The 21424-nt window shown below is 71.8% G+C and carries 19 protein-coding genes and 1 pseudogene; 18 read left to right on the top strand and 2 right to left on the bottom strand.

The features are described 5' to 3' along the window. Nucleotides 1-75 precede the first annotated feature (75 nt). From IE273_RS10760 to nusB, 4 genes are all read left to right on the top strand, one after another. Nucleotides 76-978: a Pro-rich N-terminal domain-containing protein gene (locus IE273_RS10760; protein WP_189814905.1), complete on the top strand. Its 903-nt coding sequence runs from the start codon at nt 76-78 to the stop codon at nt 976-978. A 106-nt stretch (nt 979-1084) separates the two neighbouring features. Further along, nucleotides 1085-2191: an aminopeptidase P family protein gene (locus IE273_RS10765; protein WP_189814906.1), complete on the top strand. Its 1107-nt coding sequence runs from the start codon at nt 1085-1087 to the stop codon at nt 2189-2191. Nucleotides 2192-2242: 51 nt separating this feature from the next. Further along, nucleotides 2243-2809 (top strand): elongation factor P, encoded by a 567-nt coding sequence (gene efp / locus IE273_RS10770; RefSeq protein ID WP_009187601.1) that lies wholly within the window; start codon nt 2243-2245, stop codon nt 2807-2809. A 2-nt stretch (nt 2810-2811) separates the two neighbouring features. Continuing rightward, nucleotides 2812-3246: a transcription antitermination factor NusB gene (nusB, locus tag IE273_RS10775; RefSeq protein ID WP_189814907.1), complete on the top strand. Its 435-nt coding sequence runs from the start codon at nt 2812-2814 to the stop codon at nt 3244-3246. A gap of 157 nt (nt 3247-3403) precedes the next feature. On the opposite strand, the gene bldD is transcribed toward nusB, so the two are convergent. After that, nucleotides 3404-3907, bottom strand: coding sequence for a transcriptional regulator BldD (gene bldD, locus IE273_RS10780; RefSeq protein WP_014671524.1), 504 nt, complete (start codon nt 3905-3907; stop codon nt 3404-3406). 263 nt (nt 3908-4170) lie between these two features. On the opposite strand from bldD, the gene pyrR reads away from it, so the two are divergent. The 14 genes and pseudogenes from pyrR (at nt 4171) to IE273_RS10850 (ending at nt 20716) form a co-directional block, all read left to right on the top strand. Next, nucleotides 4171-4752: a bifunctional pyr operon transcriptional regulator/uracil phosphoribosyltransferase PyrR gene (gene pyrR, locus IE273_RS10785; protein WP_189814908.1), complete on the top strand. Its 582-nt coding sequence runs from the start codon at nt 4171-4173 to the stop codon at nt 4750-4752. Between the two features lie 91 nt (nt 4753-4843). Further along, complete coding sequence (locus IE273_RS10790) at nt 4844-5821, top strand: aspartate carbamoyltransferase catalytic subunit (protein ID WP_014671522.1); 978 nt, start codon at nt 4844-4846, stop codon at nt 5819-5821. Between the two features lie 5 nt (nt 5822-5826). Then, nucleotides 5827-7113, top strand: a complete 1287-nt coding sequence (locus IE273_RS10795) for a dihydroorotase (protein ID WP_189814909.1) — start codon at nt 5827-5829, stop codon at nt 7111-7113. Continuing rightward, nucleotides 7110-7670, top strand: a complete 561-nt coding sequence (locus tag IE273_RS10800) for a PH-like domain-containing protein (protein ID WP_189814910.1) — start codon at nt 7110-7112, stop codon at nt 7668-7670. The genes IE273_RS10795 and IE273_RS10800 overlap by 4 nt, the downstream gene beginning before the upstream one ends. Next, entirely contained in the window at nt 7667-8824 is a 1158-nt protein-coding gene (carA, locus tag IE273_RS10805) for a glutamine-hydrolyzing carbamoyl-phosphate synthase small subunit (protein ID WP_189814911.1), read from the top strand. Before IE273_RS10800 ends, carA begins: the two co-directional genes overlap by 4 nt. Beyond that, nucleotides 8817-12125 (top strand): carbamoyl-phosphate synthase large subunit, encoded by a 3309-nt coding sequence (gene carB, locus IE273_RS10810; RefSeq protein WP_189814912.1) that lies wholly within the window; start codon nt 8817-8819, stop codon nt 12123-12125. The genes carA and carB overlap by 8 nt, the downstream gene beginning before the upstream one ends. Nucleotides 12126-12176: 51 nt before the next feature. Next, the gene (locus IE273_RS10815; protein ID WP_189814913.1) at nt 12177-13283 is read left to right on the top strand and encodes a quinone-dependent dihydroorotate dehydrogenase; all 1107 of its coding nucleotides are present in this window, start codon (nt 12177-12179) and stop codon (nt 13281-13283) included. Continuing rightward, nucleotides 13280-14125 (top strand): orotidine-5'-phosphate decarboxylase, encoded by an 846-nt coding sequence (gene pyrF / locus IE273_RS10820; RefSeq protein ID WP_189814914.1) that lies wholly within the window; start codon nt 13280-13282, stop codon nt 14123-14125. Before IE273_RS10815 ends, pyrF begins: the two co-directional genes overlap by 4 nt. A 298-nt stretch (nt 14126-14423) precedes the next feature. Continuing rightward, complete coding sequence (locus tag IE273_RS10825) at nt 14424-14747, top strand: integration host factor (RefSeq protein WP_003977346.1); 324 nt, start codon at nt 14424-14426, stop codon at nt 14745-14747. 27 nt (nt 14748-14774) lie between these two features. After that, nucleotides 14775-15365 (top strand): annotated as a pseudogene (gene gmk / locus IE273_RS10830) (guanylate kinase); the annotation flags it as partial. A 53-nt stretch (nt 15366-15418) separates the two neighbouring features. Continuing rightward, nucleotides 15419-15691, top strand: a complete 273-nt coding sequence (gene rpoZ / locus IE273_RS10835) for a DNA-directed RNA polymerase subunit omega (RefSeq protein WP_003982715.1) — start codon at nt 15419-15421, stop codon at nt 15689-15691. A 102-nt stretch (nt 15692-15793) separates the two neighbouring features. Next, nucleotides 15794-16996: a bifunctional phosphopantothenoylcysteine decarboxylase/phosphopantothenate--cysteine ligase CoaBC gene (gene coaBC, locus IE273_RS10840; RefSeq protein ID WP_189815011.1), complete on the top strand. Its 1203-nt coding sequence runs from the start codon at nt 15794-15796 to the stop codon at nt 16994-16996. Nucleotides 16997-17245: 249 nt separating this feature from the next. Then, nucleotides 17246-18454 (top strand): methionine adenosyltransferase, encoded by a 1209-nt coding sequence (gene metK, locus IE273_RS10845; RefSeq protein ID WP_189814916.1) that lies wholly within the window; start codon nt 17246-17248, stop codon nt 18452-18454. A gap of 114 nt (nt 18455-18568) precedes the next feature. Further along, nucleotides 18569-20716, top strand: coding sequence for a primosomal protein N' (locus IE273_RS10850; RefSeq protein WP_189814917.1), 2148 nt, complete (start codon nt 18569-18571; stop codon nt 20714-20716). 111 nt (nt 20717-20827) lie between these two features. Here the strand turns inward: IE273_RS10850 and IE273_RS10855 are convergent, their stop codons facing one another. Then, entirely contained in the window at nt 20828-21355 is a 528-nt protein-coding gene (locus tag IE273_RS10855; protein ID WP_189814918.1) for a hypothetical protein, read from the bottom strand. Nucleotides 21356-21424 lie beyond the last annotated feature (69 nt).

Consider the following 21424-nt stretch of genomic DNA (forward strand, 5'->3'; position numbering starts at 1 on the left):
GGTACCGTTCGGTAGCGAGCGGGGCACGCCCCCGCTGCCAGTGCCAGATGTGTGGACGAGACGGAGTGGCAACGGATGCAGCACGCAGTGGGGTCTCCGCTGCCGCCGCCCCACCAGCCGGGGCAGGGCCCGCACGTCGGCTGGGTGCCGGCCGCACACCACCCGGGCCCGCACCCGGGAGTCTCCCAGGGGCCCGCCCCCGTCCCCCCGTCGCCGGGCTTCCCGGCTCCGCCCGGACCGGTGCCGCCGGCCCCGCAGCAGCCCCCGGCCCCCGCCGGCCCGGTGCCGCCGCCCGCGCCCCCGCGGCACACCGCCGGCCCGCAGACCCCCGACAGCACCGGACACGTCCCGCTGCCGCCCGGCGGCCCGGTCGGCGCCCCGGCGGCCCCGCCCGCCGCGGCCACGGCACCGGATCCGACGGCGACCCCCCTCGCCGTCCTCCTCATCGGCCCGGCCGGCGCGGGCAAGACCAGCGTCGCCAAGTACTGGGCGGACCACCGCCGGGTCCCCACGGCCCACATCAGCCTGGACGACGTCCGCGAATGGGTCCGCTCGGGCTTCGCCGACCCGCAGTCCGGCTGGAACGACAACTCGGAGGCCCAGTACCGCCTGGCCCGTCGCACCTGCGGCTTCGCCGCGCGCAACTTCCTGGCCAACGGCATCTCCTGCATCCTGGACGACGCCGTCTTCCCGGACCGCCCGGTCGTCGGCCTCGGCGGCTGGAAGCGGCACGTGGGTCCCGGCCTGCTCCCGGTGGTCCTGCTCCCGGGCCTCGACGTCGTCCTGGAGCGCAACGCCGAACGCACCGGCAACCGCCGCCTCACCGACGAGGAGGTGGCCCGCATCCACGGCCGCATGGCCGGCTGGTACGGCTCGGGCCTCCCGATCGTCGACAACTCCCAGCTGGACGTCCCGGGCACGGCCCGCGTGCTGGACGAGGTCCTGGCCAGGGCGATAGCGAGCCCACCGAGCTGGTGAGCGGGGGTGCCTCCGGCGCCCCACGGCACCACCCCCCACCTGCTCCGCAACCCCACTCGGCCCCCGCCGATCGGCACAATCCAGACAAACCTCCTACGCTCATCTCATGTCAGAGGTGTACGCGAACCGCCGATCCCGGCTGAGGGAACACTTCAACGCGGCCGGCACCGCGGCAGCGCTCGTCACCCGCCCGGCCAATGTCCGCTACCTCGCCGCCGCGGCCCCGCGGGGCGCCGTGCTGCTGATCGGCAGGAGCGAGGACGTCCTGGTGTGCGCCGGTCCGCCGGACGACCGCCCGCACGAAGGCCAGCCGGACGAGAACCTGCGCCTGCACGTCCTTCCGCCGCGCGACGGCGACGCCGCCGTCGCGGCGGCCGGCCTCGCGGCCGACCAGGGTGCCGACTCCCTGGCGGTCGAGGAACACCACCTCACCGTCACCCGGCACCGGGCCATCGCCTGCGTCGCCCCGAGGCTCCGCCTCATCGACCTCGGCGGGGCCGTGGAACAGCTCAGGGTCGTCAAGGACGAGGAGGAGATCTCCTGTCTCCGCATCGGCGCCGAGATCGCCGACCAGGCCCTCGGCGAGCTGCTGGAGTCCATCCTGGTCGGCCGTACCGAACGGCATCTCGCGCTGGAGCTGGAGCGGCGCCTGGTCGACCACGGCGCCGACGGACCGGCCTTCCCCACCTCCGTGGCCACCGGACCGCACGCCGGCCGCCGTGGCCACCGCCCCACCGACCGGCGGGTGGAGGAGGGCGACTTCCTCTCCGTCTGTCTCGGCGCCACCTACCGCGGGTACCGCTGCGAGATCGGCCGCACCTTCGTCATCGGCACCTCACCCGCCGACTGGCAGATCGAGCTGTACGACCTGGTCTTCGCCGCCCAGCGGGCCGGACGCGAGTTCCTGGCACCCGGCGCCGCCTACCGTGACGTGGACCGCGCCGCACGCCAGGTACTGGACTCCGCGGGCTATGCGGAGGCCCTGCCACCGCTGACCGGACACGGTGTCGGACTCGAAATCGACGAGGACCCGCAGTTGGCGCCCGCGGCCATGGGTAAACTGGACGCTTGCGTGCCGGTCACCGTCGAACCGGGGGTCCACCTCCCGGGCCGGGGCGGTGTCCGGATCGATGACACGCTCGTCGTACGCCCCGAGGCGGACGGCGGACCCGAGCTACTCACCATCACGACCAAGGAGCTGCTCGCCCTCTAGGCAGGTGCGTGCCCCGGGGTCGTCCACGTCAGTCCAGGAGATTCCGCAACCGTGGCTTCCACGAACGACCTCAAGAACGGCCTGGTGCTCAAGCTCGAAGGCGGCCAGCTCTGGTCCGTCGTCGAGTTCCAGCACGTCAAGCCCGGCAAGGGCCCCGCCTTCGTGCGCACCAAGCTCAAGAACGTGCTCTCCGGCAAGGTCGTCGACAAGACCTTCAACGCCGGTGTCAAGGTCGAGACGGCCACTGTCGACAAGCGCGACATGCAGTTCTCGTACATGGACGGCGAGTACTTCGTCTTCATGGACATGGAGACCTACGACCAGCTGATGGTCGACCGCAAGGCCGTCGGCGACGCCGCCAACTTCCTCATCGAGGGCTTCACCGCCACCGTCGCGCAGCACGAGGGCGAGGTGCTCTTCGTCGAGCTGCCGGCCGCCGTCGAGCTGACCGTCCAGGAGACCGAGCCGGGCGTCCAGGGCGACCGCTCCACCGGTGGCACCAAGCCCGCCACCCTGGAGACCGGCCACCAGATCCAGGTCCCGCTCTTCATCACCACCGGTGAGAAGATCAAGGTCGACACCCGCACCAGCGACTACCTCGGCCGGGTGAACAGCTAACCGTGGCTGCCCGCAACACGGCCCGCAAGCGCGCCTTCCAGATCCTCTTCGAGGGCGACCAGCGCGGCGCCGACGTCCTGACGGTCCTCGCGGACTGGATCCGGCTCTCCCGGTCCGACACCCGGCAGCCGCCGGTCAGCGAGTACACGATGCAGCTGGTCGAGGGCTACGCGGAGCACGCGAAGCGGATCGACGAGCTGATCGCCCAGTACGCGGTGGGCTGGACGCTCGACCGGATGCCGGTCGTGGACCGCAACATCCTGCGGCTGGGCGCGTACGAGCTGATCTGGGTCGACGAGACCCCGGACGCCGTCGTCCTGGACGAGATGGTGCAGCTGGCGAAGGAGTTCTCGACCGACGAGTCGCCGTCGTTCGTCAACGGTCTGCTGGGCCGTCTGAAGGAACTCAAGCCGTCCCTGCGCCGGGACCAGGCGTAAAACCGCCCGACAGCCGATGCCGGAGGGCCCGCAGCATGTCTGTGCTGCGGGCCCTCCGGCGTTTGCCGTACCGGCGCTGGAACGCCGCCGGGGTGGCCGGAACCGTAGAGTTCCGGCCACCCCGGCGGCACGTTTCTGCTGAGGTGTGTGCGTGCGCTTACGCCTCTTCGTGCGTCGCCACCGCGCGGCGCGCGTCCGCGTCCAGGACACCCCAGCTGATCAGCTGCTCGGTGAGGACCGAGGGGGACTGGTCGTAGATGACGGCGAGTGTGCGCAGGTCGTCCTGGCGGATGGAGAGCACCTTGCCGTTGTAGTCACCGCGCTGGGACTGGATCGTCGCCGCGTAGCGCTGCAGGGGGCCCGCCTTCTCGGCCGGCACGGTGGCCAGCCGCTCCAGGTCCAGGACCAGCTTCGGCGGCGGCTCCGCGGCGCCGCCCGGCGTGGTGCCCGGCAGGAGCTCCTGCACCGGAACGCCATAGAAATCGGCCAGCTCGGCCAGGCGCTGCACGGTCACGGCACGGTCGCCGCGCTCGTACGAACCGACCACCACGGCCTTCCAGCGCCCCTGGGACTTCTCCTCGACACCGTGGAGGGAAAGGCCCTGCTGGGTGCGGATGGCCCGGAGCTTGGCCCCGAGCTGTTTGGCGTATTCGCTGGACATATAGCTCCCCGGACACTGTGTCGACGCGGCCGGCTGCTTTCCCGCCGCGCGGCTGGTAACTCACTGTGAGGTTACGCAGCGTGACTCTGGTGCGTCAAGCCGAATGGTCCACACCGACTCTTCCGTGGTAGTGGCCACCGATTAGGCCGAGCGGGTGACAGGGGGGCGGCCGGGGCCGGTCAGGTGACCTGCTACGGTAGATGGCGCAATTCCGACGTCCTTTAAGGTCCGTCCCGTGAGGCGGAGAAGGAGGTCCGTTTCGTATGGACAAGAACATCACGCCTGCGCATCCGCAAGCGTCCGATGCGAGGCCCGTTCTCGAGGGCCCCGACATCGCACGGGTGCTCACCCGTATCGCCCACGAGATCGTCGAGCGCGCCAAGGGCGCCGACGACGTGGTGCTCCTCGGCATCCCGACCCGCGGCGTCTTCCTCGCCCAGCGGCTCGCCGCCAAGCTGGAGCAGATCACCGACCGCGGGGTCCCGGTCGGCTCGCTCGACATCACCATGTACCGCGACGATCTGCGCATGCATCCGCCGCGCGCGCTGGCTCGCACCGAGATCCCCGGCGACGGCATCGACGGCCGGCTGGTCGTCCTCGTCGACGACGTGCTCTTCTCCGGACGCACCATCCGCGCCGCCCTCGACGCCCTGAACGACATCGGGCGCCCGCGCGCGGTGCAGCTCGCGGTCCTGGTCGACCGCGGCCACCGCGAACTGCCCATCCGTGCCGACTACGTCGGCAAGAACCTCCCCACGTCGCTGCGGGAGACGGTCAAGGTCCAGCTCGCCGAGGAGGACGGTCGCGACACCGTGCTGCTCGGTGCGAAGCCGGCCGCTCAGTAGCAAGTCAGGCGCACGGCCGCCCCGGCGTGCCGTGAACACGCGCCCGCCTGCCCGAAATCTCCCGAATGAACTGCCTTACGGAGCCTGACAGATGCAGCGTCATCTCATCTCGGCCGCCGACCTCACCCGCGACGACGCCGTCCACATCCTCGACACCGCCGAGGAGATGGCCCGGGTCGCGGACCGGCCGATCAAGAAGCTGCCGACCCTGCGCGGCCGGACGATCGTCAACCTCTTCTTCGAGGACTCCACGCGCACGCGCATCTCCTTCGAGGCCGCCGAGAAGCGCCTGTCGGCGGATGTCATCAACTTCTCCGCCAAGGGATCCTCGGTGTCCAAGGGGGAGTCCCTGAAGGACACCGCGCAGACCCTGGAGGCCATGGGCGTCGACGCCGTGGTCATCCGGCACGGCGCCTCCGGAGCCCCGTACCGCCTGGCCAACTCCGGCTGGATCGACGCGGCCGTCATCAACGCCGGCGACGGCACCCACCAGCACCCCACCCAGGCACTGCTGGACGCCTTCACGATGCGCCGCCGGCTCATCGGCCGCGACGCCGGGCTCGGCCAGGACCTGTCCGGCAAGCGGATCACCGTCGTCGGCGACGTCCTGCACAGCCGGGTCGCCCGCTCCAACGTCGACCTGCTGCACACCCTCGGCGCCGAGGTCACCCTGGTCGCCCCGCCCACCCTGGTGCCGGTCGGCGTCGACTCCTGGCCGTGCGCGGTCTCGTACGACCTCGACAGCACGCTGCCCAAGTCCGACGCCGTGATGATGCTCCGCGTCCAGCGCGAGCGCATGAACGCCGCCTTCTTCCCGACCGAGCGCGAGTACTCGCGGCGCTACGGTCTCGACGGCGACCGCATGGCCAGGCTGCCCGAGCACGCCATCGTGATGCACCCCGGCCCGATGGTGCGCGGCATGGAGATCACCGCCGAGGTCGCCGACTCCGACCGCTGCACCGCCGTCGAGCAGGTCGCCAACGGCGTCTCCATCCGGATGGCCGTCCTGTACCTGCTGCTCGGCGGCAACGAGCCCGCCGTCACCCACTCTCGTACCGAGGAGAAGTAAGACACATGAGCAAGATCCTGATCCGTGGTGCGAAGGTGCTCGGCGGCGCGCCGCAGGACGTCCTGATCGACGGCGGGACCATCGCCGAGGTGGGCGAGGACCTGTCCGCCGAGGGCGCCCAGGTCGTCGAGGCCGACGGCAAGGTGCTGCTGCCGGGCCTGGTCGATCTGCACACCCACCTGCGCGAGCCGGGCCGCGAGGACTCCGAGACCGTCCTCACCGGCACCCGCGCGGCGGCGAGCGGCGGCTACACGGCCGTCTTCGCCATGGCCAACACCTTCCCGGTCGCCGACACCGCCGGTGTGGTCGAGCAGGTCTGGCGGCTCGGCCAGGAGCACGGCTACTGCGACGTCCAGCCCATCGGCGCCGTCACCGTCGGCCTGGAGGGCAAGAAGCTCGCCGAACTGGGCGCCATGCACGAGTCCGCCGCCGGCGTCACCGTCTTCTCCGACGACGGCAAGTGCGTGGACGACGCCGTGATCATGCGCCGCGCGCTGGAGTACGTGAAGGCCTTCGGCGGTGTCGTCGCCCAGCACGCGCAGGAGCCGCGGCTCACCGAGGGCGCCCAGATGAACGAGGGCGTCGTCTCCGCCGAGCTGGGCCTGGGCGGCTGGCCGGCCGTCGCCGAGGAGTCGATCATCGCCCGCGACGTCCTCCTCGCCGACCACGTCGGCTCCCGCGTCCACATCTGCCACCTGTCGACCGCCGGCTCCGTCGAGATCGTCCGCTGGGCCAAGTCCCGGGGCATCCAGGTCACCGCCGAGGTCACCCCGCACCACCTGCTGCTGACCGACGAGCTGGTGCGCACCTACAACCCCGTGTACAAGGTCAACCCGCCGCTGCGCACCGAGCGCGACGTGCTGGCCCTGCGCGAGGCGCTCGCCGACGGCACGATCGACATCGTCGCCACCGACCACGCCCCGCACCCGCACGAGGACAAGGACTGCGAGTGGGCCGCCGCCGCCATGGGCATGGTCGGCCTGGAGACCGCGTTGTCAGTGGTCCAGGAGACCATGGTCGACACGGGCCTGCTGGACTGGGCCGGCGTCGCCGACCGCATGTCCTTCAAGCCCGCGCGGATCGGACAGGCCACCGGCCACGGCCGTCCCGTCTCGGCTGGTGAGCCCGCCAACCTCACCCTGGTCGACACGGAATACCGTGGCCAGGTGGACCCCGCGGGCTTCGCCTCGCGCAGCCGCAACACCCCCTACCAGGGGCGTGAGCTGCCGGGCCGTGTGACGCACACGTGGCTGCGGGGCAAGGCCACGCTCGTCGACGGGAAGCTCACGTGACACCTGTAATCCTGCTGGCCGAGGCGAAGAAGTCGGCCGAGGTCACCGACTGGGGGGCCCGCATCGGCTGGCTCGTCGGACTGGCCCTCTTCATCGCGCTGGTCTACTGGCTGATGCGCGAGGGCTGGAAGTGGCGCGGCACCCTCCAGAGCGACCTGCCGGAGCTGCCCAGCGCGCCGGAGGAGACCGGCCCGGCCAGACTGAGCATGAGCGGCCGGTACCACGGCTCCACCACCGCCGGACAGTGGCTGGACCGCATCGTGGCCCACGGCCTGGGCACCCGCAGCCGGGCCGAGCTCACCCTGACCGACGCGGGCCTGGAGGTCGAGCGCCCCGGCGCGACCGACTTCTTCGTCCCCACGGCGGCCCTGCGCGGAGCCCGGCTGGACAAGGGCATCGCCGGCAAGGTCCTCACCGAGGGCGGACTGCTGGTGGTGACCTGGGCGCTCGGCGACAAGCTGATCGACTCGGGCTTCCGCTCCGACCACGCGGCCGAGCACACCGAGTGGGTCGACACCCTGAACCAGATGACCAACGACACGGAAGGCGCGCGATGACGACCTCCACCAGGGGAAGCTCCTCTCAGAGGAACCAGGTGCTTCCCGCCGTACTCGTCCTGGAGGACGGCCGCATCTTCCGCGGCCGCGCCTACGGGGCCGTGGGGGAGACCTTCGGCGAGGCCGTGTTCTCCACCGGCATGACCGGCTACCAGGAGACCCTCACCGACCCGTCGTACGACCGTCAGATCGTCGTCGCGACCGCCCCCCAGATCGGCAACACCGGCTGGAACGACGAGGACGACGAGTCCGGCCGCATCTGGGTCTCCGGCTACGTCGTGCGCGACCCCGCGCGCGTGCCGTCCAACTGGCGGGCCAAGCGCTCCCTGGACGACGAGCTGGAGCGGCAGGGCGTGGTCGGCATCTCCGGCATCGACACCCGGGCCCTCACCCGCCACCTGCGCGAGCGCGGCTCCATGCGCGCCGGCATCTTCTCCGGCGAGGCCGCCGCCCCCGACGCCGAGCTGCTGGAGCGCGTACAGGCCCAGCCGCACATGAAGGGCGCGAGCCTCTACGAGGAGGTCGCCACCCAGGAGGCGTACGTCGTCCCGGCGGTCGGCGAGAAGCGGTTCACGGTCGCCGCCATCGACCTCGGCATCAAGGGCATGACCCCGCACCGCATGGCCGAGCGCGGCATCGAGGTGCACGTCCTGCCCGCCACCGCCACGGCCGACGACGTCTACGCCGTCGACCCGGACGGTGTGTTCTTCTCCAACGGTCCCGGCGACCCGGCGACCGCCGACGGCCCGGTCGCGCTGATGACCGCCGTCCTGGAGCGCGGGACCCCGCTGTTCGGCATCTGCTTCGGCAACCAGATCCTCGGCCGCGCCCTCGGCTTCGGCACCTACAAGCTGAAGTACGGCCACCGGGGCATCAACCAGCCGGTCCAGGACCGTACGACCGGCAAGGTCGAGGTCACCGCGCACAACCACGGCTTCGCCGTGGACGCGCCGCTCGACAAGGTCAGCGAGACCAGGTTCGGCCGCGCCGAGGTCTCCCACGTCTGCCTCAACGACGACGTCGTGGAGGGGCTCCAGCTGCTCGACCAGCCCGCCTTCTCCGTCCAGTACCACCCCGAAGCGGCGGCCGGCCCGCACGACGCCGCCTACCTCTTCGACCGCTTCGTCTCCCTGATGGAGGGCCAGCGTGCCTAAGCGCACCGATATCCAGTCCGTCCTGGTCATCGGCTCCGGCCCGATCGTCATCGGCCAGGCCGCCGAGTTCGACTACTCCGGCACCCAGGCGTGCCGCGTGCTCAAGGCCGAGGGCCTGCGCGTCGTCCTCGTCAACTCCAACCCGGCGACGATCATGACGGACCCGGAGATCGCCGACGCCACCTACGTCGAGCCGATCACCCCCGAGTTCGTCGAGAAGATCATCGCCAAGGAGCGCCCGGACGCCCTGCTGCCCACCCTGGGCGGCCAGACGGCCCTGAACACCGCCATCTCCCTGCACGAGAACGGCGTCCTCGCCAAGTACGGCGTGGAGCTGATCGGCGCCAAGCCCGAGGCGATCCACAAGGGCGAGGACCGCGACCTGTTCAAGGAGGTCGTGGAGGAGGTCCGCCGCAAGATCGGCCACGGCGAGTCCGCCCGCTCGGTCATCTGCCACTCCATGGACGACGTCCTCAAGGGCGTCGAGACCCTCGGCGGCTACCCGGTCGTCGTCCGTCCGTCCTTCACCATGGGCGGCGCCGGCTCCGGCTTCGCGCACGACGAGGAGGAGCTGCGCCGCATCGCCGGCCAGGGACTCACGCTCTCCCCGACCACCGAGGTGCTCCTGGAGGAGTCCATCCTCGGCTGGAAGGAGTACGAGCTGGAGCTGATGCGCGACAAGAACGACAACGTCGTGGTCGTCTGCTCCATCGAGAACTTCGACCCGATGGGCGTGCACACCGGTGACTCCATCACCGTGGCGCCCTCGATGACGCTGACCGACCGCGAGTACCAGATCCTGCGGGACATCGGCATCGCCGTCATCCGCGAGGTCGGCGTGGACACCGGCGGCTGCAACATCCAGTTCGCGGTGAACCCCGAGGACGGTCGCGTGATCGTCATCGAGATGAACCCGCGCGTGTCGCGTTCCTCGGCGCTCGCCTCCAAGGCGACCGGCTTCCCGATCGCCAAGATCGCCGCCAAGCTGGCCGTCGGCTACACCCTGGACGAGATCCCGAACGACATCACGCAGGAGACCCCCGCCTCCTTCGAGCCCACGCTCGACTACGTGGTGGTCAAGGCCCCGCGGTTCGCCTTCGAGAAGTTCCCGCAGGCCGACTCCACGCTGACCACCACCATGAAGTCGGTCGGCGAGGCCATGGCCATCGGCCGCAACTTCCCCGAGGCCTTCCAGAAGGCGCTGCGGTCGCTGGAGAAGAAGGGCAGCCAGTTCGCCTTCACCGGTGAGCCCGGCGACAAGGAGACCCTGCTGCGCGAGGCCGTACGGCCCACCGACGGCCGGATCAACACGGTCATGCAGGCCATCCGCGCGGGCGCCACCCCCCAGGAGGTCTTCGAGTACACGAAGATCGACCCGTGGTTCGTGGACCAGCTCTTCCTGATCAAGGAGATCGCCGACGAGCTGGCCGAGGCCCCGGAGCTGACCCGCGACCTGCTCGCCGAGGCCAAGCGGCACGGCTTCTCCGACCAGCAGGTCGCCGAGATCCGCGGCCTGCGCGAGGACGTCGTCCGCGAGGTCCGGCACGCCCTCGGCGTCCGCCCGGTCTACAAGACGGTCGATACCTGCGCCGCCGAGTTCGCCGCGAAGACGCCGTACTTCTACTCCTCCTACGACGAGGAGAACGAGGTCGCGCCGCGCGAGAAGCCGGCCGTGATCATCCTGGGCTCCGGACCGAACCGCATCGGCCAGGGCATCGAGTTCGACTACTCCTGCGTCCACGCCTCCTTCGCGCTGTCCGACGCCGGGTACGAGACCGTGATGGTCAACTGCAACCCGGAGACCGTCTCCACGGACTACGACACCTCCGACCGCCTCTACTTCGAGCCGCTGACGCTGGAGGACGTGCTGGAGATCGTCCACGCCGAGCAGCAGGCCGGCCCGATCGCGGGCGTCATCGTCCAGCTGGGCGGCCAGACCCCGCTGGGCCTCTCGCAGGCCCTGAAGGACAACGGCGTGCCGATCGTGGGTACGTCCCCCGAGGCCATCCACGCGGCCGAGGACCGCGGCGCCTTCGGCCGGGTCCTCGCGGAGGCGGGCCTGCCGGCGCCCAAGCACGGCACGGCCACCACCTTCGCGGAGGCCAAGGCCATCGCCGACGAGATCGGCTACCCGGTCCTGGTCCGGCCGTCGTACGTCCTCGGCGGACGCGGCATGGAGATCGTCTACGACGAGACCCGCCTCGCCTCCTACATCGCCGAGTCGACCGAGATCAGCCCCTCCCGGCCGGTCCTCGTCGACCGCTTCCTGGACGACGCCATCGAGATCGACGTCGACGCGCTCTACGACGGCGAGGAGCTGTACCTCGGCGGCGTCATGGAGCACATCGAGGAGGCCGGCATCCACTCCGGCGACTCGGCGTGCGCCCTGCCCCCGATCACCCTCGGCGGTTTCGACATCAAGCGGCTGCGCGCCTCCACGGAGGCCATCGCCAAGGGCGTCGGCGTGCGCGGCCTGATCAACATCCAGTTCGCGATGGCCGGCGACATCCTCTACGTCCTGGAGGCCAACCCGCGCGCCTCCCGCACGGTCCCCTTCACCTCGAAGGCGACCGCGGTGCCGCTGGCGAAGGCCGCCGCCCGGATCTCCCTGGGCGCGACCATCGCCGAGCTGCGCGCCGAGGGCGTGCTGCCGAAGAACGGCGACGGCGGCGAGCTGCCGCTGGACGCGCCGATCTCCGTCAAGGAGGCCGTGATGCCGTGGTCGCGGTTCCGCGACATCCACGGCCGCGGCGTCGACACCGTCCTCGGCCCGGAGATGCGCTCCACCGGCGAGGTCATGGGCATCGACTCGGTCTTCGGCACGGCGTACGCCAAGTCGCAGGCGGGTGCCTACGGCCCGCTGCCCACCAAGGGCCGCGCGTTCATCTCGGTCGCCAACCGGGACAAGCGCTCGATGATCTTCCCGGCGCGCGAGCTGGTCGCGCACGGCTTCGAGCTGCTCGCGACCTCCGGCACCGCCGAGGTCCTCAAGCGCAACGGCATCAACGCCACGGTCGTGCGCAAGCAGTCCGAGGGCGCCGGCCCGAACGGCGAGCGGACCATCGTCCAGCTCATCCACGACGGCGAGGTCGACCTCATCGTCAACACCCCGTACGGCACCGGTGGCCGCCTCGACGGCTACGACATCCGTACGGCGGCCGTGGCGCGCTCCGTGCCGTGCCTGACGACCGTCCAGGCGCTCGCGGCGGCCGTCCAGGGCATCGACGCCCTCAACCACGGTGACGTGGGCGTCCGCTCGCTCCAGGAACACGCGGAACACCTGACCGCGGCCCGCGACTAGCAGCCCCGAGGGGGACACCGGAAACGGTGTCCCCCTCTTCGTGAGGACACCATGTACAAGATCTTTTTCAAGCTGGTCTTCCAGCGCATGGATCCCGAGAAGGCCCACTACCTGGCCTTCCGCTGGATCCGCCTCGCCGTCCGCGTCCCGGTGCTGCGCACCTTCGTCGCCGCCGCCCTCGCGCCCCGCCACAAGGAGCTGCGCACGGAGGCGTTCGGACTGCGCATGCACGGCCCGTTCGGGCTCGCGGCCGGATTCGACAAGAACGCGGTGGCCATCGACGGGATGTCGATGCTGGGCTTCGACCACGTCGAGATCGGCACGGTGACGGGGGAGGCGCAGCCCGGCAACCCCAGGAAGCGGCTGTTCCGGCTCGTCGCGGACCGCGCGCTGATCAACCGCATGGGCTTCAACAACGACGGCTCCCTCGCCGTGGCGGCCCGCCTGGCCACCCGTGAGCCGGTCTTCAAGACGGTGGTCGGCGTCAACATCGGCAAGACCAAGGTCGTCCCGGAGGCGGAGGCCGTCGCCGACTACGTGAAGTCCGCCGAGCGCCTCGCGCCGTACGCGGACTACCTGGTCGTCAACGTCTCCTCGCCGAACACGCCCGGTCTGCGGAACCTCCAGGCGGTGGACCACCTGCGTCCGCTGCTCACCGCGGTGCGCGGGGCCGCCGACCGTACGGTCGCGAACCGGCGCGTCCCGCTGCTGGTGAAGATCGCCCCCGACCTCGCCGACGAGGACGTCGACGCGGTCGCCGACCTCGCCGTGGAGCTGGGCCTGGACGGCATCATCGCCACCAACACCACCATCGCGCGCGAGGGCCTCGGCCTGCGGTCCCCCGCCGCGCTGGTCAAGGAGACCGGCGGCCTGTCCGGCGCCCCGCTCAAGGAGCGCTCCCTGGAGGTCCTGCGCCGCCTGTACGCGCGCGTGGGCGACCGGATCACCCTGGTGGGCGTCGGCGGCGTCGAGACCGCCGAGGACGCCTGGCAGCGCATCCTGGCCGGTGCCACGCTGGTCCAGGGCTACAGCGCCTTCGTCTACGAGGGCCCCTTCTGGTGCCGCGCGATCCACAAGGGCCTCGCCGCCCGGCTGCGCACCAGCCCGTACGCCACCCTCGCCGACGCGGTCGGCGCCGACGTGAGGAAGCCCGCATGAGCCCGTTGGAGCCCTTCGGCGCCCGGCTGCGCCGCGCCATGGACGAGCGCGGGCCGCTGTGCGTCGGTATCGACCCGCACGCCTCCCTGCTCGCCGAGTGGGGCCTGGACGACGACGTCGCCGGCCTGGAGCGGTTCAGCCGCACGGTCGTCGAGGCCGTGGCCGACCGGGTGGCCGTCCTGAAGCCGCAGAGCGCCTTCTTCGAGCGGTTCGGCTCGCGCGGCCTCGCCGTCCTGGAGCAGTCGGTCCAGGAGGCCCGCGCGGCCGGCGCCCTGGTCGTGATGGACGCCAAGCGCGGCGACATCGGCTCGACCATGGCCGCCTACGCCGAGGCGTTCCTCCGCCCCGGCGCCCCGCTGTTCTCCGACGCCCTGACCGTCTCGCCGTACCTCGGCTACGGCTCGCTGAGCCCGGCCGTCGCGCTCGCCCGGGAGAGCGGGGCCGGCCTGTTCGTGCTGGCGCTGACCTCGAACCCGGAGGGCGGCGAGGTGCAGCACGCGGTCCGCGCCGACGGCCGGACCGTCGGGGCGACCGTGCTGGCCCACCTGGCGGCCGAGAACGCGGGGGAGGAGCCGCTGGGCTCCTTCGGCGCGGTCGTCGGTGCCACGCTCGGCGACCTGTCCTCGTACGACCTCGCTGTCAACGGCCCGCTCCTCGCGCCGGGCATCGGTGCCCAGGGCGCGACCCCGGCCGATCTTCCCCGGGTCTTCGGGGCGGCCGTCCGCAACGTCGTGCCCAACGTCAGCCGGGGTGTTCTGCGTCACGGTCCCGACGTCAGCGCGCTGCGCGGGGCGGCGGAGCGGTTCGCGGGTGAGATCCGGGCGGCCGTCGCCGGTGCCTGAACCCCGGTCGCGTGCTCGGCTGAGCGGGATCACGCCGACTTGAGGGTGAATACATCCTCAAATCAGGGGCATTATGTCTGAAATGTCCAGCCTGACGGAGGCTGACCAGGACTTTTCCGCTGTTCTCGCTGACTCTGGCGGACTTGCCCGCTAGTCTCCGAGCAGTGGGGGCACCTCCCGCGCCCCTCAGGCAGTGGGGGAGGACGGGCAGCGTGTTGCTCGTGGCTCCCCAGGTGTGGGGCGACTAGGTTCCTCACCGGTCCGTATCCGACAGTTCGACATCCGAGGTGACGTAGGCGTGGCTCTTCCGCCCCTTACCCCTGAACAGCGCGCAGCCGCGCTCGAAAAGGCCGCCGCGGCTCGCCGGGAGCGGGCCGAGGTCAAGAATCGACTCAAGCACTCCGGCGCCTCCCTGCACGAGGTCATCAAGCAGGGCCAGGAAAACGACGTCATCGGCAAGATGAAGGTCTCCGCGCTGCTGGAGTCCCTGCCGGGCGTGGGCAAGGTCCGCGCCAAGCAGATCATGGAGCGTCTGGGCATCTCCGAGAGCCGCCGTGTGCGCGGTCTCGGTTCCAACCAGATCGCTTCCCTGGAGCGTGAGTTCGGCAGCACCGGCTCCTGAGTCCGCCGCCCGGCGGACCGGGAGTCCCGGGCACTCCGGGATTGCTGGAATAATCGCTGCATGAGTGAACGTCCGCGGCTGACCGTGCTCTCCGGCCCCTCGGGGGTCGGCAAGAGCACGGTCGTCGCCCATATGCGCAAGGAACACCCCGAGGTCTGGCTCTCGGTCTCGGCGACGACCCGCAAGCCGCGCCCCGGCGAGCAGCACGGAGTCCACTACTTCTTCGTCACCGACGAGGAGATGGACAAGCTGATCGCCAACGGCGAGCTGCTGGAGTGGGCCGAGTTCGCCGGCAACCGCTACGGCACCCCCCGCGCGGCGGTGCTGGAGCGGCTGGAGAACGGCGAGCCCGTCCTACTGGAGATCGACCTCCAGGGCGCCCGGCAGGTCCGCGAGTCCATGACCGACGCCCAGCTGGTGTTCCTCGCTCCGCCCTCCTGGGAGGAGCTGGTGCGCAGGCTGACCGGCCGGGGGACCGAGCCGCCCGAGGTCATCGACCGCCGCCTGGCGGCGGCGAAGACCGAGCTGGCGGCCGAGCCGGAGTTCGATACGACCTTGGTCAACACCTCCGTCGAGGACGTGGCCCGCGAGCTGCTAGCCTTGATGGACGTTGTGTGATCGTGACTGTGATCACGATGTCTGATTCTTTCCCATCCATCGGAAGGTAGAGCGTGTCCTCTTCCATCACCGCGCCCGAGGGCATCATCAACCCGCCGATCGACGAGCTTCTTGAGGCGACCGACTCGAAGTACAGCCTCGTGATCTACGCGGCCAAGCGTGCCCGCCAGATCAACGCGTACTACTCCCAGCTCGGTGAGGGCCTCCTGGAGTACGTGGGTCCGCTCGTCGACACCCACGTCCACGAGAAGCCGCTGTCGATCGCCCTGCGCGAGATCAACGCAGGTCTGCTGACCTCCGAGGCCGTCGAAGGCCCGGCGCAGTAGTACTTTCAGATTGCGACTGACTTATCCACAGGCCCGGCAGTCATGCTGCCGGGCCTGTGGTGTGTCATGGGTGGTGCAGATTCTCGAATGCGAGGAGCCATGGTGGACAAGCCGAAGGTCGTGCTGGGGGTCAGCGGTGGCATCGCCGCCTACAAGGCCTGTGAGCTGCTGAGAAGGTTCACGGAGTCGGGCCATGGCGTCCGCGTCGTGCCGACCGCCTCCGCGCTGCACTTCGTCGGCGCCGCCACCTGGTCCGCGCTGTCCGGCAACCCCGTCGCCACCGAGGTCTGGGACGACGTCCACCAGGTGCCCCACGTCCGCATCGGCCAGCACGCCGACCTGGTCGTCGTGGCCCCGGCCACCGCCGACATGCTCGCCAAGGCCGCCCACGGCCTCGCCGACGACCTGCTGACCAACACCCTCCTCACCGCCCGCTGCCCGGTCGTCTTCGCCCCGGCCATGCACACCGAGATGTGGGAGCACCCGGCCACCCAGGACAACGTGGCCACGCTGCGCCGCCGCGGCGCCGTCGTCATCGAGCCCGCCGTCGGCCGCCTCACCGGCGTCGACACCGGCAAGGGCCGGCTGCCCGACCCGGCGGAGATCTTCGAGGTGTGCCGCCGGGTGCTGGCCCGCGGCGTCACCGAGCCCGACCTCCGGGGGCGGCACGTCGTCGTCTCCGCCGGCGGCACCCGCGAGCCGCTGGACCCGGTCCGCTTCCTCGGCAACCGCTCCTCCGGCAAGCAGGGCTACGCCCTCGCCCGCACCGCCGCGGCCCGGGGCGCCCGGGTGACCCTGGTCTCCGCCAACGCCGGCCTGCCCGACCCGGCGGGCGTGGACGTCGTCCGGGTCGGCACCGCCGTGCAGCTGCGCGAGGCCGTCCTCAAGGCCGCCGCGGACGCCGACGCCGTGGTGATGGCCGCCGCCGTCGCCGACTTCCGCCCCGCCGTCTACGCCACCGGGAAGATCAAGAAGAGGGACGGCCAGGACCCGGACCCGATCGTCCTGGTGCGAAATCCGGACATTCTCGCGGAGATCTCCGCCGACCGCGCCCGGCCGGGACAGGTCGTCGTCGGCTTCGCCGCCGAGACCGACGACGTCCTCGCCAACGGCCGCGCCAAGCTCGCCCGCAAGGGCTGCGACCTGCTCGTGGTCAACGAGGTGGGAGAGGCCAGGACCTTCGGCTCCGAGGAGAACGAGGCCGTCGTCCTGGGCGCCGACGGCAGCGAGACCCCGGTGCCCCACGGCCCCAAGGAAGCCCTGGCCGATACCGTCTGGGACTTGGTCGTACGGCGTCTGGCCTAATGCCTGCCAGGCGATCGGGCGAACCCGACGTCAAGGTCACCCAGCGCCGAAATCAGGTGTGGCGGCCCTGGCCAAGGCCGCTCGTCATTGTGCAGAATGCCCGTGCCGCAGGTCACAGCGCTCCCGAGAGGCGAGACAGTGGCCCGCCGGTCGAGTGCGACAGATAAACTGTTCACGGTCGACGCAAGGCGCAGCCCCGCGCCGACCGTAAATGATCAGCCAGCAGCCGCTGCAACCACAGGGAGCGTTGTGTCCCGTCGCCTGTTCACCTCGGAGTCCGTGACCGAGGGTCACCCCGACAAGATCGCTGACCAGATCAGCGACACCATTCTCGACGCGCTCCTGCGCGAGGACCCGTCTTCCCGGGTCGCCGTGGAAACGCTCATCACCACCGGCCTGGTGCACGTGGCCGGCGAGGTGACGACGAAGGCGTACGCGGACATCGCGACCCTCGTCCGCAACACGGTCCTGGGGATCGGCTACGACTCCTCCAAGAAGGGCTTCGACGGCGCCTCCTGCGGTGTCTCGGTGTCCATCGGCGCGCAGTCCCCGGACATCGCGCAGGGTGTCGACGCGGCGTACGAGGCCCGGGTCGAGGGCGACGAGGACGAGCTGGACCGGCAGGGCGCGGGCGACCAGGGCCTGATGTTCGGCTACGCGTCCGACGAGACGCCGACCCTGATGCCGCTGCCGATCTTCCTGGCGCACCGGCTGTCCAAGCGCCTGTCCGAGGTCCGCAAGAACGGCACGATCCCCTACCTGCGTCCGGACGGCAAGACGCAGGTCACCATCGAGTACGACGGCGACAAGGCCGTCCGCCTGGACACGGTGGTGGTCTCCTCCCAGCACGCCTCCGACATCGACCTGGAGTCGCTGCTCGCCCCGGACATCCGTGAGTTCGTGGTGGAGCCGGAGCTGAAGGCGCTGCTGGAAGAAGGCATCAAGCTGGACACCGAGGGCTACCGGCTGCTGGTCAACCCGACCGGCCGCTTCGAGATCGGCGGCCCGATGGGCGACGCCGGCCTGACCGGCCGCAAGATCATCATCGACACCTACGGCGGTATGGCCCGGCACGGCGGCGGCGCCTTCTCCGGCAAGGACCCGTCCAAGGTGGACCGCTCGGCGGCGTACGCGATGCGCTGGGTGGCGAAGAACGTGGTGGCGGCGGGCCTGGCCTCCCGCTGCGAGGTCCAGGTCGCCTACGCGATCGGCAAGGCCGAGCCGGTGGGCCTGTTCGTGGAGACCTTCGGCACTCACAAGATCGAGCCGGAGAAGATCGAGAAGGCGATCGACGAGGTCTTCGACCTCCGCCCGGCCGCGATCATCCGCGACCTCGACCTGCTCCGCCCGATCTACGCCCAGACGGCGGCCTACGGCCACTTCGGCCGCGAGCTGCCCGACTTCACCTGGGAGCGCACGGACCGCGTGGACGCCCTGCGCAAGGCCTCGGGCCTGTAACCCGGCCCACCCGCCGTCGCCGGGGCCCGGTTCCCTTCGGGGGGCCGGGCCCCGGCGTCGCTGTCGAACCGGCGGACCGGCGGCGTTGTCAGTGGGGTTTGCGAGAATGCAAGCGTGAGCAGCGAGAACGGGTCGGGGGGTGGCGGGGCCGAGGGGGCGCCGCCGGAACAGCTCGCGCTCATCCGGGAGAGCGTGCGGAAGGCGAAGGTGCCGCGCGCCAAGCCCCGGACCTGGCGGGGGGCCGCGCTCGCCGAGGAACTGCCCGTAGCACGGGTGCTGGTCGACAAGGGCGTGCTGCACCTCGACCGGTACTTCGACTACGCCGTGCCCGCGGAGCTGGACGCGGACGCCCGGCCCGGGGTGCGGGTGCGGGTGCGCTTCGGGGCCGGGCGGCACCGGGTGCGCGACGGACGCCGGGAGGGCGGCGGGCTCATCGACGGCTTCCTCGTCGAGCGGCGCGCCGAGTCCGACTACCCCGGACCGCTGGCCGCGCTCGCCCAGGTCGTGTCGCCCGAGCCGGTGCTGAGCGAGGAACTGCTCGGCCTCGCCCGGGCCGTCGCCGACCGGTACGCGGGCAGCCTGGCCGATGTCCTCCAGCTGGCCGTGCCCCCGCGCAGCGCCCGCGCCGAGCAGCGCCCGTCCCCCGAGCCGCTGCCCCCGCCCACGGCACCGGAGCACGGCTCCTGGGGCCGGTACGAGCACGGGGGCGCCTTCCTCGACGCCCTGGCCTCCGGCGGGGCTCCCAGGGCCGTGTGGAACGCGCTGCCGGGACCGCTGTGGAGCGAGGAGCTGGCCCGGGCCGTCGCCGCCACCCTCGCCTCCGGGCGCGGTGCCCTCGTCGTCGTACCGGACGGGCGCTCCGCCGCGCGCGTGGACGCCGCGCTCACCGCGCTGCTCGGCACCGGCCGGCACGCGCTGCTCACCGCCGACGCCGGGCCCGAGAAGCGGTACGCGCAGTGGCTGGCGGTGCGGCGCGGTTCCGTGCGTGCCGTCGTCGGGACCCGGGCGGCGATGTTCGCGCCCGTCCAGGATCTGGGCCTCGTCGCCATCTGGGACGACGGGGACGACAGCCACAGCGAGCCGCACGCCCCGCAGCCGCACGCCCGCGACGTCCTGCTGCTGCGCGCCGCACTCGACAAGTGCGCCTTTCTGCTGGGCAGTTGGAGCTGCACCGTGGAGGCCGCCCAGCTCGTCGAGAGCGGCTGGGCCCGGCCGTTGGCCGCCGGGCGGGAGCAGGTGCGCCGGACCGCGCCCCTCGTCCGGACGGTCGGGGACGACGACCTCGCGCGTGACGAGGCCGCCCGTGCCGCCCGGCTGCCCACGCTCGCCTGGCAGGCGGCCCGTGAGGGGCTGCGGCACGGGCCGGTGCTGGTGCAGGTGCCCCGGCGTGGTTACGCGCCCCGCATGGCCTGTGCCCGGTGCCGGGCGCCCGCCCGGTGCCGGCACTGCTCCGGCCCGCTCCAGGGACAGGACGCGGGCGTCTTGCGCTGCGGGTGGTGCGGGCGCGAGGAGGGCGCCTGGCACTGCCCGGAGTGCGGCGGCTTCCGGCTGCGCGCCCAGGTCGTGGGCGCGCGCCGGACCGCCGAGGAGCTGGGGCGGGCCTTCCCCGCCGTACCGGTGCGCACCTCGGGGCGCGAGCATGTGCTGGACACCGTCCCGGACACGCCCGCGCTGGTCGTCAGCACCCCGGGCGCGGAACCGGTCGCCGAGGGCGGCTATGCGGCGGCCCTGCTGCTGGACGGCTGGGCCATGCTCGTACGGCCGGACCTGCGGGCCGGCGAGGACGCGCTGCGCCGGTGGATCGCGGCCGGGGTCCTGGTGCGGCCCCAGAGCGAGGGCGGCACGGTGGTCGTGGTGGCCGAGCCGACCCTGCGGCCCGTCCAGGCGCTGGTGCGGTGGGACCCGGTCGGGCATGCCGTGCGGGAGCTGGCCGAGCGGGCCGAGCTGGGCTTCCCGCCGGTGTCCCGGATGGCGGCCGTGTCCGGGCCGCCCGCGGCCGTCGCCGAGTTCCTGGCGGCGGTCGACCTGCCGCCGGACGCCGAGGTGCTGGGACCGGTGCCGCTGCCGCCGTCCCCGCCCGGCGGAGTACGCAGACCCGGCACCCCGCCGCCCGGCGAACACTGGGACCGGGCACTGGTCCGCGTACCACCGGGCAGCGGCTCGGCACTGGCGACGGCCCTGAAGACCGCCCAGGCGGCGCGGATGGCACGGGGGAGCGGGGAGGCGGTCCGGGTGCGGATCGATCCGCCGGACATCGGGTGACGGGCGCACGCCGAGCCGGTGAAGACACCGGCTCACGCGACGGTCCGGCCGGGTGGGAAGACACGCCCGCCCTCCCGGACCTGGCCCGGGAGGGCAGCGGTGAGGGGGGTGTCAGCCGTTGCGGGGGCCCGGGAAGGCCGTCGGGCGGGCGTCGTCGCGCAGGGTCGGGCTGCCCGCGGTCGGCTGGGTGGGCATGGAGCGGGCCGCGGGGACCGTGGGCAGCCCGGTGTTCACATTGATCGTGCGGGTGCCGGACGGCTCCGGCGTCCGCTCCGCCTCCGCCTGGGCCGCGGCGCGGCGGGCGCCGTACCGGCGGTGCACCGCCTGCTTGGTGACCCCGAGCGCGGAGCCCACCGCGTCCCACGAGAAGCCGAGCGAGCGGTCGAAGTCCACGGCGGCCGTGACCAGGGTCTCGACACTGTCCCGGAGTTCCTGGGCGAGGCGGACCGTCGGGGCGGGAGCGCGTCCGTAGACGACGAAGCCCGTGGACGGGCCGGAGCGGCGCGGGCGGTAGACGTTGCCCAACTGGGCGGTGAGCGTGCGCAGCGCGTCCACCTGCCGGCGGACCCTCTCGATGTCCCGCACCAGCAAGTGCAGGCTGGCCCGGGCCTGGGCGTCGTGGGTTGCGTGGTCGGCCATGAACAAGCCTCTCGAACCGGCGTTGAAAGGAATTGGGCCGCGAAAGCGGTCCGATGTGGTCAACTCTGT

Source organism: Streptomyces olivaceoviridis (assembly GCF_014650115.1).
Lineage (GTDB): Bacteria > Actinomycetota > Actinomycetes > Streptomycetales > Streptomycetaceae > Streptomyces > Streptomyces olivaceoviridis.

Excerpts from the sequence above, each read along its gene's own strand:
- IE273_RS10790 (WP_014671522.1), top strand. The coding sequence starts at position 4,844 with ATGCAGCGTCATCTCATCTCGGCCGCCGACCTCACCCGCGACGACGCC.
- carA (WP_189814911.1), top strand. The coding sequence starts at position 7,667 with ATGACGACCTCCACCAGGGGAAGCTCCTCTCAGAGGAACCAGGTGCTT.
- IE273_RS10795 (WP_189814909.1), top strand. The coding sequence starts at position 5,827 with ATGAGCAAGATCCTGATCCGTGGTGCGAAGGTGCTCGGCGGCGCGCCG.
- IE273_RS10765 (WP_189814906.1), top strand. The coding sequence starts at position 1,085 with ATGTCAGAGGTGTACGCGAACCGCCGATCCCGGCTGAGGGAACACTTC.
- bldD (WP_014671524.1), bottom strand. The coding sequence starts at position 3,907 with ATGTCCAGCGAATACGCCAAACAGCTCGGGGCCAAGCTCCGGGCCATC.
- IE273_RS10855 (WP_189814918.1), bottom strand. The coding sequence starts at position 21,355 with ATGGCCGACCACGCAACCCACGACGCCCAGGCCCGGGCCAGCCTGCAC.
- IE273_RS10815 (WP_189814913.1), top strand. The coding sequence starts at position 12,177 with ATGTACAAGATCTTTTTCAAGCTGGTCTTCCAGCGCATGGATCCCGAG.
- pyrR (WP_189814908.1), top strand. The coding sequence starts at position 4,171 with ATGGACAAGAACATCACGCCTGCGCATCCGCAAGCGTCCGATGCGAGG.
- pyrF (WP_189814914.1), top strand. The coding sequence starts at position 13,280 with ATGAGCCCGTTGGAGCCCTTCGGCGCCCGGCTGCGCCGCGCCATGGAC.
- IE273_RS10760 (WP_189814905.1), top strand. The coding sequence starts at position 76 with ATGCAGCACGCAGTGGGGTCTCCGCTGCCGCCGCCCCACCAGCCGGGG.